The organism is Pseudomonas sp. GM33, from assembly GCF_000282295.1.
Taxonomy (GTDB): domain Bacteria; phylum Pseudomonadota; class Gammaproteobacteria; order Pseudomonadales; family Pseudomonadaceae; genus Aquipseudomonas; species Aquipseudomonas laurylsulfatiphila.
The window spans coordinates 25,576-39,122 of sequence record NZ_AKJO01000092.1; the positions used below are offsets into that span (position 1 = coordinate 25,576).

11 protein-coding genes and 1 pseudogene are annotated in these 13,547 nt (G+C 61.6%); 7 read left to right on the plus strand and 5 right to left on the minus strand.

The window, feature by feature from the left end:
- From hutG to mdoH, 7 genes are all read left to right on the plus strand, one after another.
- Positions 1–804 carry an N-formylglutamate deformylase gene (hutG, locus tag PMI26_RS12365; RefSeq protein ID WP_007975550.1) on the plus strand — a complete coding sequence of 268 codons (804 nt, stop codon included), beginning with the start codon at positions 1–3 and terminating at the stop codon, positions 802–804.
- A gap of 265 nt (positions 805–1,069) precedes the next feature.
- On the plus strand, positions 1,070–2,017 hold the full coding sequence (locus tag PMI26_RS12360; RefSeq protein ID WP_007975551.1) for a choline ABC transporter substrate-binding protein: 948 nt from the start codon (positions 1,070–1,072) through the stop codon (positions 2,015–2,017).
- Between the two features lie 154 nt (positions 2,018–2,171).
- The gene (locus PMI26_RS12355) at positions 2,172–3,077 is read left to right on the plus strand and encodes an alpha/beta hydrolase (protein WP_007975552.1); all 906 of its coding nucleotides are present in this window, start codon (positions 2,172–2,174) and stop codon (positions 3,075–3,077) included.
- A 104-nt stretch (positions 3,078–3,181) separates the two neighbouring features.
- Positions 3,182–4,153 (plus strand): prolyl aminopeptidase, encoded by a 972-nt coding sequence (gene pip, locus PMI26_RS12350; protein ID WP_007975553.1) that lies wholly within the window; start codon positions 3,182–3,184, stop codon positions 4,151–4,153.
- Positions 4,150–4,587: a D-aminoacyl-tRNA deacylase gene (gene dtd / locus PMI26_RS12345; protein ID WP_007975554.1), complete on the plus strand. Its 438-nt coding sequence runs from the start codon at positions 4,150–4,152 to the stop codon at positions 4,585–4,587. Before pip ends, dtd begins: the two co-directional genes overlap by 4 nt.
- Before the next feature lie 321 nt (positions 4,588–4,908).
- A complete protein-coding gene (locus tag PMI26_RS12340; RefSeq protein ID WP_007975556.1) occupies positions 4,909–6,723 on the plus strand; it encodes a glucan biosynthesis protein G in 1,815 nt (604 codons plus the stop codon).
- Positions 6,716–9,286, plus strand: a complete 2,571-nt coding sequence (gene mdoH, locus PMI26_RS12335) for a glucans biosynthesis glucosyltransferase MdoH (RefSeq protein WP_033047965.1) — start codon at positions 6,716–6,718, stop codon at positions 9,284–9,286. The genes PMI26_RS12340 and mdoH overlap by 8 nt, the downstream gene beginning before the upstream one ends.
- 200 nt (positions 9,287–9,486) lie before the next feature.
- Here the strand turns inward: mdoH and PMI26_RS32380 are convergent, their stop codons facing one another.
- The 5 genes and pseudogenes from PMI26_RS32380 to tatB all read right to left on the minus strand — a co-directional run bounded on the left by PMI26_RS32380 (position 9,487) and on the right by tatB (position 13,543).
- Complete coding sequence (locus tag PMI26_RS32380) at positions 9,487–10,359, minus strand: methyl-accepting chemotaxis protein (protein WP_443200848.1); 873 nt, start codon at positions 10,357–10,359, stop codon at positions 9,487–9,489.
- A pseudogene (locus PMI26_RS32385) lies at positions 10,342–11,403 on the minus strand (methyl-accepting chemotaxis protein); the annotation flags it as partial. The gene PMI26_RS32380 and the pseudogene PMI26_RS32385, both read right to left, overlap by 18 nt.
- A gap of 204 nt (positions 11,404–11,607) precedes the next feature.
- The gene (locus PMI26_RS12325) at positions 11,608–12,315 is read right to left on the minus strand and encodes a 16S rRNA (uracil(1498)-N(3))-methyltransferase (protein WP_007975559.1); all 708 of its coding nucleotides are present in this window, start codon (positions 12,313–12,315) and stop codon (positions 11,608–11,610) included.
- Positions 12,312–13,106 carry a twin-arginine translocase subunit TatC gene (tatC, locus tag PMI26_RS12320; protein ID WP_007975560.1) on the minus strand — a complete coding sequence of 265 codons (795 nt, stop codon included), beginning with the start codon at positions 13,104–13,106 and terminating at the stop codon, positions 12,312–12,314. Before tatC ends, PMI26_RS12325 begins: the two co-directional genes overlap by 4 nt.
- The gene (tatB, locus tag PMI26_RS30710; RefSeq protein WP_007975561.1) at positions 13,103–13,543 is read right to left on the minus strand and encodes a Sec-independent protein translocase protein TatB; all 441 of its coding nucleotides are present in this window, start codon (positions 13,541–13,543) and stop codon (positions 13,103–13,105) included. The genes tatC and tatB overlap by 4 nt, the downstream gene beginning before the upstream one ends.
- Between the last annotated feature and the right edge of the window lie 4 nt (positions 13,544–13,547).

Genomic DNA, 13,547 nt, shown 5'->3' on the forward strand with positions numbered 1-13,547 from the left:
GTGGATAAGGTACTTAACTTCAAACAGGGCCGCGTACCGCTGCTGATCAGCATGCCTCACGCTGGCGTACGTCTGACGCCTGCGGTCGAGGCTGGATTGATCCCCGACGCGAAAAGCCTGCCGGACACCGACTGGCACATTCCGCAGTTGTATGACTTCGCCGCTGAACTGGGCGCCAGTACCCTGGCGGCCGAATACTCGCGGTTCGTCATCGACCTGAACCGTCCGTCCGACGACAAGCCGCTGTATGTGGGCGCGACCACCGGCCTGTATCCGGCCACGCTGTTCGACGGCGTGCCGTTGTTCCGTGAAGGTCTGGAGCCTTCGAAAGAAGAGCGTGCGACCTATCTGGAAAAGATCTGGACGCCGTACCACAGCACCCTGCAGCAGGAGCTGGCACGACTGAAGGCCGAGTTCGGCTACGCGCTGCTGTTCGATGCACACTCGATCCGCTCGATCATCCCGCACCTGTTCGACGGCAAGCTGCCGGACTTCAACCTCGGCACCTTCAATGGCGCCAGTTGCGATCCACAGTTGGCCAGTCAGCTGGAAGCGATCTGCGCGCGTCACGACAACTACACCCATGTGTTGAACGGACGCTTCAAGGGCGGCCACATCACCCGTCATTACGGCAACCCGGGCGAGAACATCCACGCTGTGCAACTGGAACTCGGGCAGTGCACCTATATGGAAGAGTTCGAGCCGTTCCGTTATCGGGCGGATCTGGCGGAGCCTACGCGGGTGGTGCTCAAGGAGTTGCTGCAAGGGCTGCTGGCCTGGGGTGAGAAGCACTACAACGCATAATGCTTGGTATATAACCCTGTGGGAGCGAGCTTGCTCGCGATAGCTGTCTGTCAGTTACATCTATGTCGACTGATCCACCGCCATCGCGAGCAAGCTCGCTCCCACAGGTATGTGTTTATCTTGAAAGCGCGTCGGAACAGTCGCCACCGTGCAAAACACGGTCGCCACAGGTCGCTTTTACCGCTCGTCTGCTGCGTATTGTTCTGGCCACGGTGCACAAAGACACCGGCCCGATAACAATCCGCTGCCGCACGAGATCATCCTGATGAAAAGACTGTTCGCCCGCTGTCTCTCAATCCTCTGCGGCACCGCTTTCCTGAGCACCAGCGTCCTGGCCGCTGACGATCCCTCCTGCAAGACCGTGCGCATGGGCGTGGTCAACTGGACCGATGTGATCGCCACCAGTGGCATGGCCGATGTGCTGCTCAATGGACTCGGCTACGAAAGCAAGCAAACCAGCGCCGTGCAGCAAATTATTTTCGCCGGCATCCGTGACAAGCGCCTCGATATCTTCCTCGGTTACTGGAAACCGGCGATGGACAAGAACATCGCACCCTTCGTCGCTGCCAATCAGGTCAAGGTCATGGACAAGCCAAGCCTGGCCGATGCCCAGGCCACCCTCGCGGTCCCTGACTATGTGGCAGCGGCGGGCCTGAAAACCTTCGCCGACATCGCCAGGTTCAAAGACCAGCTCGGCGGCAAGATCTACGGCATCGAGCCGGGCAGCGGTGCCAACACCACGATCAAGACGATGATCGAGACCAATCACTTCGGCCTCAAGGACTTCAAACTGATCGAGTCCGGTGAGGCCGGGATGCTGGCGGCCGTGCAGCGGGCGGTGAATCGCAAGGAGTTCGTGGTATTCGTCGGCTGGACCCCGCACCCGATGAACATCAACATGAAGATCGCCTACCTGACCGGCAGCGAAGACGTCTACGGGCCGAACGAAGGTGCGGCGACCGTATCCACCGTCACCGCCCCGGATTACGCCGAGCGCTGCCCGAACGTCAATCGGTTGCTGGAGAACCTGACGTTCACCGCTGCTCAGGAAAGTCAGCTGATGGTACCGATCATGGAGCGCCAAACGGCTCAGGATGTCGCCAGAAAATGGCTGCGCGAGCATCCCGAAGACCTGCAGCGCTGGCTGGCGGGGGTCAGCAGTTTCGATGGCAAGGACGGCGTGGCGGCGGTTCAGGCCAGCCTGAAGAACTGACCCCCGTCTGATTTGTGCAAGACCTGTGGGAGCGAGCCTGCTCGCGAAGGCGGTCTGACAGTCAACATTGATGTTGGATGTGCCGGCCTCTTCGCGAGCAGGCTCGCTCCCACAGGGTGGGTCCCACACATTTCCCTGAACGGGCACCCGGCTCATGGCTTCTTACCCGCTTTCCAAAGAGATGACGGCCTTCGTCGAGAAAACCGTCAGTTTCAACAGCACCGACAGCAGCCTCGCCGGATTGCGCCAGGCCTACAGCGAGATGTGCCGGGCGTTTACCCCAGTACGTCCCGCCGGGTTGTATGTGGTCGACTTCGAGTTGTCCGGCGTTGCTGTCCGTTCCTATCAGCCAGCGGCCAGCGGTGCGTCGTGCATCGTTTATCTGCATGGCGGCGGCTGGGTGGTGGGGGACCTGGATTCCCACGATTTCATCTGCGCCGAACTGGCATCGACCCTCGGTGTGCTGGTGATCGCCGTCGATTATCGCCGGGCACCGGAGCATCCGTTTCCCGCTGCGTTCGATGATTGCCTGAAGGTCTGGCGAGCGCTGCGCACCGGACCGTTTCAACTCGATCCGGAGCGCATGCTGGTGGTCGGTGACAGTGCCGGCGGCAATCTCGCAGCAGCGTTGTGCCTGGCACTGCGCGATGCCGGCGAGCCGTTACCGTGCGCGCAGGTTCTGATCTATCCGGGGTTGGGCGGCGATCACCGGCTGCCATCGCGCAGTGAGTGCGTCGACGCCCCGTTACTCAGCAGCAGTGACGTCGATTGCTATCACGCCCTTTACCTGCGGGGCACCCGCCAGCCGAGTGCCTACGCCATGCCATTGCTCGCCACGGATTTCAGGGGATTGCCACCGGCCTGGATCGCCGTGGCGCAGTTCGACCCGTTGCGTGATGACGGCGTGCGGTATGCCGAGCGACTGAACGCTGCGGGCGGGGCTGCCACGCTGTATGTCGGCGAGGGCCTGGTTCATGGCTGTTTGCGGGCCCGCGGGCAGGTGGCCGAGGTCGATGAGCTGTACCAGGCCCTGTTCGGATACCTGGCGGCAAAACTCTGACTCCGCACGGGCATGCTCATTGACGTAATTCGGGTTTATGATGCCGGACGGCAGAATAATAGAAGTCCCCCCAGGGATGACCTCGACCCCTTACGGAGTGCGCAATGCAGACTTTGTACCCGCAGATCAAACCCTACGCCCGGCACGATCTGGCCGTCGACGAGACCCACAAGCTGTATGTCGACGAAAGCGGTTCACCGGAAGGTTTGCCGGTGGTGTTCATCCACGGCGGCCCTGGTGCCGGATGTGATGCCCAGAGTCGTTGCTTCTTCGATCCCAATCTGTACCGCATTGTTACCTTCGACCAGCGCGGCTGTGGTCGCTCCACCCCCCACGCCAGCCTGGAAAACAACACCACCTGGGATTTGGTCGCCGACCTGGAGCGGATTCGCCAGCACCTGGGCATCGACAAATGGGTGCTGTTTGGCGGCTCCTGGGGTTCGACCCTGGCGCTGGCCTATGCGCAAACCCATCCTGAGCGCGTACACGGTCTGATCCTGCGCGGGATTTTTCTGTGCCGCCCGCAGGAAATCGAATGGTTCTACCAGGCCGGCGCCAGCCGTCTGTTCCCCGATTACTGGCAGGACTACATCGCGCCGATCCCGCTGGACGAGCGCGGCGATTTGCTCACCGCGTTCCACAAGCGTCTGGTCGGCAACGACCAGATTGCCCAGATGCACGCGGCCAAGGCCTGGTCCACCTGGGAGGGCCGTACTGCGACCCTGCGTCCGAACCCGCTGGTGGTCGATCGCTTCTCCGAGCCACAGCGTGCATTGTCGATTGCCCGCATCGAATGCCACTACTTCAGCAACCATGCGTTCCTGGAACCGAACCAGTTGATCCGCGACATGGGCAAGATCGCCCATTTGCCTGGCGTGATCATCCATGGCCGCTATGACGTGATCTGCCCGCTGGATAACGCCTGGGAATTGCATCAAGCCTGGCCGAACAGCGAACTGCAGGTCATCCGCGATGCCGGTCATGCCGCTTCCGAACCGGGCATCACCGACGCGCTGGTCCGTGCTGCCGATCAGATGGCCCGGCGTCTGCTCGACCTGGCGCCTGACGAGGCATGAAGGGCCTGCTGCAACGGGTGCGTGGCGCACGAGTCGAGGTTGCCGGCGAAGTCGTGGGTGCCGTCGATCAGGGATTGCTGGTCCTGGTGGCCATTGAGCCAGACGATACGCGGGCCAGCGCCGACAAACTTCTTAATAAGCTGCTTAACTATCGGGTGTTCAGTGACGCTGAGGGCAAGATGAACCTGTCCTTGGCGGATGTGGGCGGCGGGCTGCTGCTGGTCTCTCAGTTCACCCTGGCTGCCGATACCAGAAGCGGGCTGCGTCCGGGTTTCTCGACTGCGGCCCCTCCGGCGTTGGGAGAGGAATTGTTCGACTATCTATTAAGCAAAGCGAAACAGGTGCATGGCACTGTGGCATCAGGTAGATTCGGCGCGGATATGCAGGTGCACCTGGTCAATGATGGCCCGGTAACCTTCCTGTTACAGACCTGAAAGCGCTTGAAACAAGTTTTTAAGCTCATTTCGACTGAAAACAGGGCTTTATCGCGATAAATACTTTGTTACCCCTGATGCGTTGTAACGCGGCCTACTAGATAATCGCGCGCTACGGGGATCAGCGTTCGTTGGTCCATTTTGACTTAGGTAGAGACTTGTCTGGATCCGATTGGGGAATCATTTCGCCCCAGCGGAGTCGGAACAATGCTCGCCAACTTGGCAAGAGTGGTTTGCAAGGGCGGTTTTTTCATACCGTACACCGTGCAGACCCTTTAACTGGCCGTTGGTTTTTTGATCTGTTTTCGGCGAGGGTTGCTCGTGATTGTTAGTCCCTGTAACGCACCAAAATTGTCTGCCAAACGGTTACGCAGCGCCCTGGTAGCGGGCTCTGCACTGCTCTGCCTGCTCAGCGCCGGCCAGCTTTGGGCATTCAGTCTGGACGATGTATCGGCCAAGGCAAAAGAGCTGGCCGCGCAGAAATACGAAGCGCCGCGCAGTAACCTGCCGAACGAGTTCCGTGACATGAAGTTCGCGGACTATCAGAAAATTCGTTTTCTGACGGAAAAAGCCGAATGGGCCGATCAGAAGACGCCATTCAAGCTGTCCTTCTATCACCAGGGCATGCATTTCGATACGCCGGTGAAAATCAACGAAATCACCGCGAACACCGTCGAAGAGATCAAATACGACCCGAGTCGTTTCGACTTCGGCGACATGCAGTTCGATCCGAAGGCCACCGAACAGCTGGGTTATGCCGGTTTCCGTGTGCTGTACCCGATCAACAAGGCCGACAAGCAAGACGAAATCATGACCATGCTTGGCGCGAGCTACTTCCGCGTCGTCGGTAAGGGTCACGTCTATGGCTTGTCCGCTCGCGGCATGGCCATCGATACCGCCTTGCCGTCCGGTGAAGAATTCCCGCGTTTTCGCGAGTTCTGGATTCAACAGCCCAAGCCGGGCGACAAGCACCTGGTGATCTTCGCCCTGCTGGACTCTCCGCGTGCGACCGGCGCCTATCGCCTGACCCTGCGTCCGGGCAGCGACACCATCGTCGACGTCAAGGCGCAGATGTTCCTGCGCGACAAGGTCGGCAAACTGGGTATTGCCCCGTTGACCAGCATGTACCTGTTCGGCGCCAACCAGCCGTCGAAAGTGCTGAACTATCGTCGTGAATTGCATGATTCCAGCGGCCTGGCGATCCATGCCGGCAACGGCGAGTGGATCTGGCGTCCGCTGAACAACCCGAAACACCTTGCCGTGAGCAACTTCAGCGTGGAAAACCCGCGTGGCTTCGGTCTGTTGCAACGTGGCCGCGACTTCAGTCACTACGAAGACCTCGACGACCGCTACGACAAACGTCCAAGCGCCTGGATCGAGCCGAAGGGTGACTGGGGCAAGGGTACCGTCGACCTGGTCGAGATTCCGACCGCCGACGAAACCAACGACAACATCGTGGCCTTCTGGAACCCGGAAAAATTGCCGGAACCTGGCCAGCCGCTCGATGTCGCTTATCGTATGCACTGGACCATGGACGAAGCGGCGATTCACGCGCCGGACAGCGCCTGGGTCAAGCAGACCCTGCGTTCGACCGGTGACGTCAAGCAATCCAACCTGATTCGTCAGCCCGATGGCAGCGTTGCCTACCTGGTAGACTTCGAAGGCCCGTCCCTGGCGGCATTGCCGGTCGATGCCGAGGTTCGCAGCCAGGTCAGCGTCGGCGACAACGCCGAGCTGGTGGAAAACAGCGTGCGCTACAACCCTGAAACCAAGGGCTGGCGCCTGACCCTGCGGATGAAGATCAAGGACCCGGGCAAGGCCACCGAGATGCGTGCAGCGCTGGTGCAGAACATCGTGCCGGCGGACCTGGCCAAGACCTCCATTCCGTCGTCCAACTCGTCGGTTGCCAAGGCCGACAAGGTTGCCGCCAAGCAACAAGAGAAAGCCGACAAGGAAGCCAAGCAAGCGGAGGCCAAGCAGGCTGAAGCGAAGCCTGTTGCAGATGCCAAGGACAAGGCCAATAAAGACGCCAAGCAGCCTGTTGCTGCCGACGCGGCCCCAGCCACACCGGAATCGGCGCCGACTGAAGAAGTCCTGACCGAGACCTGGAGCTATCAGTTGCCTGCCGATGAGTAACTCTCAAGTACGGCCAGAAACTCTTTCCGAGTATCTGGCGCATCTGCCGATGACCGACGAGCAGCGCGCGGAACTCGCGGGCTGCCAGTCTTTCAGCGAATTGCACGAACGCCTGTCGTCTTCGACGTTCGACGCCCCGACCGAAGCCGCCCAGGCTTCGGTCGGCAAACGCCTGACCCTGAGCACTGCCGAAGAGCTGCAGGACGCGGAAATGCTGGTGCTCGACGCCAACGGCCGGGTCTGCCTCAAGGCGACCCCGCCGATCCGGCGGACCAAGGTCGTGCCGGAGCCGTGGCGCACCAATATTCTGGTGCGTGGCTGGCGGCGGATGACCGGTCGTACCAACCCGCCGAAGCCGCCGAAGGACGAGCGTGTGCTGCCGGCTGCGCGCTGGCGGACCGTCGGTTCGATCCGTCGCTACATTCTGTTGCTGCTGATGCTCGGTCAGACCATCGTCGCCGGCTGGTACATGAAAGGCATCATGCCGTACCAGGGCTGGTCGTTCGTCGACCTCAACGAAGTGCTGCACCAACCGCTGCTGCAAACCGCCACGCAAGTGCTGCCGTACGCCTTGCAGACCAGCATCCTGATCCTGTTCGGGATTCTGTTCTGCTGGGTATCGGCCGGTTTCTGGACCGCGCTGATGGGCTTCCTCGAATTGCTGACCGGCCACGATAAATACCGTATCTCCGGTAAAAGTGCCGGTAACGAGCCGATTCCAAAGGATGCGCGCACCGCACTGGTGATGCCGATCTGCAACGAAGACGTGCCTCGGGTATTCGCCGGTCTGCGGGCGACCTTCGAGTCGGTTGCGGCCACGGGTGACCTGGACCGCTTCGATTTCTTCGTCCTCAGCGACAGTAACGACGCCGATATCTGTGTGGCCGAGCAACAGGCCTGGCTGGACGTCTGCCGCGAAGCCGGTGGCTTCGGCAAGATCTTCTATCGCCGCCGCCGTCGTCGCGTAAAACGCAAGAGCGGCAACCTCGACGACTTCTGCCGTCGTTGGGGCGGTGACTACAAGTACATGGTCGTACTCGACGCCGACTCGGTGATGAGCGGTGAGTGCCTGACCAGTCTGGTGCGCCTGATGGAAGCCACGCCGGATGCCGGGATCATCCAGACCGCGCCACGGGCGTCGGGCATGGACACCCTGTATGCACGCATGCAGCAGTTCGCCACCCGCGTGTATGGCCCGCTGTTCACCGCCGGCCTGCACTTCTGGCAACTGGGCGAGTCGCACTACTGGGGTCACAACGCGATCATCCGCATGAAGCCGTTTATCGATCACTGCGCCCTGGCGCCGTTGCCCGGTAAAGGCGCGTTCTCCGGCTCGATCCTGTCCCACGACTTCGTTGAAGCCGCGCTGATGCGCCGTGCCGGTTGGGGCGTGTGGATTGCCTACGACTTGCCGGGCAGCTATGAAGAACTGCCGCCGAACCTGCTGGACGAACTCAAGCGTGACCGTCGCTGGTGCCACGGCAACCTGATGAACTTCCGCCTGTTCCTGGTAAAAGGCATGCACCCGGTGCATCGCGCGGTGTTCCTGACCGGCGTGATGTCCTACCTGTCGGCGCCGTTGTGGTTCTTCTTCCTGGTGCTGTCGACCGCGCTGCTGGCGGTCAACACGCTGATGGAGCCGCAGTACTTCCTCGAGCCGCGCCAACTCTATCCGCTGTGGCCACAATGGCACCCGGACAAGGCGATTGCGCTGTTCTCGACCACCATCGTGCTGCTGTTCCTGCCGAAGCTGCTGAGCATCATCCTGATCTGGGCCAAGGGTGCGAAAGAGTTTGGTGGCAAGTTCAAGGTGACCCTGTCGATGCTGCTGGAGATGCTGTTCTCCATGCTGCTGGCGCCGGTGCGGATGATCTTCCACACCCGTTTCGTCCTCGCCGCGTTCCTTGGCTGGGCCGCGACCTGGAACTCGCCGCAGCGTGACGACGACTCCACGCCGTGGAGCGAAGCGATCAAGCGCCATGGTCCGCAAACCCTGCTGGGCTTCTTCTGGGCCATGCTGGTGATCTGGCTGAACCCGAGCTTCCTGTGGTGGCTGGTGCCGATCGTCGGTTCGTTGATGCTGTCGATCCCGGTGTCGGTGATCTCCAGCCGCGTCGGCCTGGGCCTGAAGTCCCGTGACGAGAGCCTGTTCCTGATCCCTGAGGAATACAATCCGCCGCAGGCCTTGCTGGCCACCGACCAGTACACCCATGAGAACCGCTGGCACGCGCTGAACGACGGCTTTGTCCGTTCGGTGGTCGATCCACAGCAGAACGCCCTGGCGTGCTCGCTGGCGACCTCGCGGCACAATCAGGCTGAGCCGATCGAGTGGTTGCGGATCGAGCGGGTGCGGCACGCGATGAAGGTGGGTCCTGAAGGCCTGACCAACAACGAGCGTGTGCAACTGTTGAGCGACCCGGTGGCATTGGCTCGCTTGCACGAGCAGGTCTGGAACGAAGGTCACCCAGAGTGGCTGGGCGCCTGGCGCAAGTCGGTGAAGGCCGACCCCCATGCTCCGTTGCTGCCGCTCAAGCCGATGAGCGAACAGCCTCAGTTGGCATGATAAAAAAACCCGCGAAAGCGGGTTTTTTTATGGTTTGAAGTTGGTTCTTGAGCTTGCACCCGACGTTGTAACAGCAGTGTCTGGTCGATCGCTTTCGCGGGCAAGCCCGCTCCCACAGGGGGCCGCATTCCAGTGTGGGAGCGGGCTTGCCCGCGAAGGTATCACCTCGGTCCTGAGTGAACCGAGGTACGCAGATCACCTCAAACCCTGAACTTGCCCACCAGCATCTGCAGATGCGTCCCCAGTCGTGCCAGCTCAACGCTGGAGGCTGCGGTCTCTTCACTGGCTGCCGAGGTCTGATCCGACACATCCCGCACATTCAGCACGCTGCGGTTGATCTCTTCGGCCACGGCGCTTTGCTGTTCGGCGGCAGCGGCGATCTGCTGGTTCATCGCCTGAATCGCTGAGACGGTGCGGGTGATGCTTTCCAGTGAGCCACCGGCGCGGCGGGTCAGTTCGACACTGCTGTCGGTCAGGGTGCGGCTGTTGTCCATGATGGTCGCCACTTGCTGCGTGCCGCTTTGCAGGCCGACGATCAGCTCTTCGATCTCTTCGGTGGATTTCTGGGTGCGCTGGGCCAGGCTGCGGACTTCGTCTGCGACCACGGCAAACCCACGTCCGGCTTCACCGGCCCGGGCGGCTTCAATCGCGGCGTTGAGCGCCAGCAGGTTGGTTTGCTGGGCCACGGACTTGATCACGTCGAGCACGCTGCCGATCTTGTCGCTTTCGCGCTTGAGCTCGCCCATGGCCTCGGTGGAGTGGCCGACTTCCGCGGCCAGGCGCTCGATCTGGGCAATGGCTTCAGCCACCACTTTGTCGCCCTCACGGGCCTGCTGGTCGGCGGCGACGGCCGCTTCGGAGGCCTCTTCGGCGTTGCGCGCCACTTCCTGCACGGTGGCGGCCATTTCATTCATGGCGGTGGCGACCTGATCGGTCTCGACTTTCTGGCTGTTGACCCCGGCGCTGGTCTGCTCGGTGACCGCGGACAGCTCTTCAGCGGCGCTGGCGATCTGTGTGACGCCATCGCTGATGCCGCCGATCAGTTCGCGCAAGCCTTGGGTCATGCTCTGCATGGCGCGCTGCAACTGGCCGAGTTCGTCGCGACGCTGGGACGTCAGGTTGTGGGTCAGGTCGCCGCTGGCAACGCGCTCGGCGACAGCCAGGGTCTGGTTCAACGGAATGATGATCTGCCGGGTGATCGCCCAGGCGGCCAGCAGGCCGAAGGCGATGGCCAGAACGGTGGCGAGGGTCAGCATGTTCTTGGCGTGGGCGGCATCGTTGTCACGCACGACGGTTTGCGAGACGGTGAGTTTCTGGCTCATGTCCAACAGGATGTCGCCTTGGGCGGACATGCGTACCAGGGCCTTGGCGCTGGCCACCTGGGAGTCGCGGAACTGGCTGACGGCGGCGCGGTAGGCCTTCAGTGAGTCAGTCGCCTGTTGCAGGTTGGTGATGTGTTCTCCAGGCAGTTTGGCCGGCAGGCTCTCGAGATTCTTCAGGGCGTTGTCGATCGCGTCGAGGGCTGGTTGTTCGGCTTCGCTCTTGCCGCTGTAGGTGTAGCCGCGAACCTGGAAGCGCGCCTGCTGGATCAGTTTGCTCAGGTCGATCACGCTATTGAATGCTGCAACGCTGTCACCTTGCAGCATGGATTTTTCCACTTCGGCGACGCGGGCCACGGCGTTGTCGGCGGTGGCGCCGAGTTTGCTGCGGGCATCTTCACGCTGGGCACCCGCTTGGGTCATGTCGTTGAAGGCACGACGGTATTCGGCGACAGCGGCCAGTTGTTGATCGACCATGGCCGTGTCAGCCGGTTGTTCGATCAGGCCGCGGGCGGTCTGCAGACCGCTTTCGAGCTTGCCCAGCAGATCGTTGACGGCGCCGGGGCCTTGTTCACCGCGACGCATCTCGTAATCCAGGCGTGCAATGCGCAGGTCCTTGGTCAGGTCGTTGAGACTGGCAATGAACCCCAGTTTATCGCCACGGCTGGTAACGCCGCTCAGGCCGCTCCAGCCGGTGAAGGTGATCAGCAGGGTCAGTAACAGCACCAGACCGAAACCGATCCCCAGTTTGCGTTTGACGCTGACGTTTCCCAGATTCTCGGCTAGCCATTGGTACATGCTGAATCTCCCCGGACCGCAATTTGGTTTTATGGGGGCTGTATCGGCAGGGGAACCTGAATCTGTAGGCGCTACCCGATGTACGGACGGATGATGACTTGTGGGAGCGGGCTTGCTCGCGAAAGCGGAGTGTCAGTCACGTCAATGCCGACTGATACACCGCCTTCGCGAGCAAGCCCGCTCCCACAGGGGGTTGTGCCGGGATTAGAAGAGGCGGGCCAGCAGCGCGGTCACGGCGGTTTCGACGCGCAGGATGCGCTCGCCCAGTTGCACCGGTTGCAGGCCGGATTTGCCCAGCAGTTCGATCTCATAGGGAATCCAGCCACCCTCGGGGCCGATGGCCAGGGTCACCGGTTCGCTGAGTGCGCGAGGGCAGGGCGGGTAATTGCCGGGATGCCCCACCAGGCCGAGGGTGCCATCGGTGATCGCCGGCAAACGGTCCTCGACGAACGGCTTGAAGCGCTTCTCGATGACGACTTCCGGCAGCACGCTGTCCCGGGCCTGTTCGAGGCCGAGGATCAATTGCTCGCGAATGGCTTCGGGCTCCAGGAAGGGGGTCTGCCAGAAGCTCTTCTCGACGCGATAGCTGTTGACCAGCACGATACGTGGCACACCCATGGCCGCCACAGTCTGGAACACCCTGCGCAGCATCTTGGGGCGTGGCAGGGCCAATACCAGGGTCAATGGCAGCTTGGCTGGTGGCGGCTGGTCCAGGGTGACGCGCAATTCCGCTTCGTCGGCGTTCAGGCGCAGCACTTCAGCCGAGCCCATCAAGCCGCCGATCCGCCCGACGCGCATGCTGTCACCCACTTCGCAGCGGTGGACTTCCTGCATGTGGGTCAGCCGGCGATCACGCAGGATCGCCCGGTCGGCCGCAATGAAATCGGCCTCCTCAAGGAGCAGCAGATTCACGCTTGGGTCGCTGGCGGCTGGTCGTTGTGATCGTCAGCCGGTTGGTTTTCCGGATGGTCGCCACGCTTGCTGATCAGGCTGCCGAACAGGATGCCGATTTCAAACAACAGCCACATCGGCACGGCCAGCAGGGTCTGCGAGAAGATGTCCGGCGGCGTCAGGATCATACCGACCACGAAGCAGCCGATGATCACGTACGGGCGGATCTTCTTCAGGTATTTGACGTCGACCACGCCGATCCACACCAGCAGCACCACGGCCACCGGAATTTCGAACGCCACGCCAAAGGCGAAGAACAGCGTCATGACGAAATCGAGGTAGCTGGTGATGTCGGTCATCATTTCCACGCCGGCCGGGGTGGCGGCGGCGAAGAACTTGAAGATCAGCGGGAACACCAGGAAGTAGGCGAAGGCCATGCCGGCGTAGAACAGAAAGATGCTGGAGACCAGCAAGGGCACGGCAATACGCTTTTCATGCTTGTACAGGCCGGGGGCGATGAAACCCCAGATCTGGTGCAGGATCACCGGAATCGCCAGGAACAGCGAGACCATCATCGTCAGCTTCAGCGGCGTCAGGAACGGCGACGACACGTCGGTGGCAATCATCGTCGCGCCGGCGGGCAGGTACGCACGCAGCGGCGTGGAGACGAAGGTGTAGATCTGCTGGGTAAAGGCAAACAGGCCGGCGAAGATGATGAAAATCGCCGCTACGCAGCGCAGCAGTCGGGTACGCAACTCGGTGAGGTGCGAAACCAGCGGCATGTGCTGGTCGTTTTCTGGGAGATCGCTCATGGGGCTCGCGGCGGCAGTGTTGGGTCATGAGGGGCTGGCGCAACAGGCGCAGCGGGTTCAACCGGAGCGGCTGCAACAACGGGCGCAGGTTCGACAGGCGCTACAACGGGAGCAGGTGTCGAGTCGACAGTGGCGGCAGGCGCTTGAATCGTCTGCGCCCCCACATGCTCGACCGGCGTCGGCTCCTGCTGGGTCGGCGTGAAGATTTTCCGCGCCTCCTGCTCAAGCGACAGGATGTGTTCGTTGTGCAGTTGCCGACGAATCTCGTCGGCACCGATTTCACGTTCAACTTCCTGTTTGATCGCGTTGAAGCTGCGCTTCAGGCGCCCGACCCACAGGCCAGCGGTGCGCGCAGCGCCCGGCAAGCGCTCGGGGCCCAGCACCAGCAGGGCAACGAGGCCGACGAGCAGCAGTTCAGAGAAGCTGATACCAAACATTAGT

What these genes read in the sequence shown, in the direction of transcription:
- PMI26_RS12360 (WP_007975551.1), top strand. Translation starts at nt 1,070, where the DNA reads ATGAAAAGACTGTTCGCCCGCTGTCTCTCAATCCTCTGCGGCACCGCT.
- PMI26_RS12355 (WP_007975552.1), top strand. Translation starts at nt 2,172, where the DNA reads ATGGCTTCTTACCCGCTTTCCAAAGAGATGACGGCCTTCGTCGAGAAA.
- pip (WP_007975553.1), top strand. Translation starts at nt 3,182, where the DNA reads ATGCAGACTTTGTACCCGCAGATCAAACCCTACGCCCGGCACGATCTG.
- dtd (WP_007975554.1), top strand. Translation starts at nt 4,150, where the DNA reads ATGAAGGGCCTGCTGCAACGGGTGCGTGGCGCACGAGTCGAGGTTGCC.
- mdoH (WP_033047965.1), top strand. Translation starts at nt 6,716, where the DNA reads ATGAGTAACTCTCAAGTACGGCCAGAAACTCTTTCCGAGTATCTGGCG.
- PMI26_RS32380 (WP_443200848.1), bottom strand. Translation starts at nt 10,359, where the DNA reads ATGCAGAGCATGACCCAAGGCTTGCGCGAACTGATCGGCGGCATCAGC.
- tatC (WP_007975560.1), bottom strand. Translation starts at nt 13,106, where the DNA reads ATGAGCGATCTCCCAGAAAACGACCAGCACATGCCGCTGGTTTCGCAC.
- tatB (WP_007975561.1), bottom strand. Translation starts at nt 13,543, where the DNA reads ATGTTTGGTATCAGCTTCTCTGAACTGCTGCTCGTCGGCCTCGTTGCC.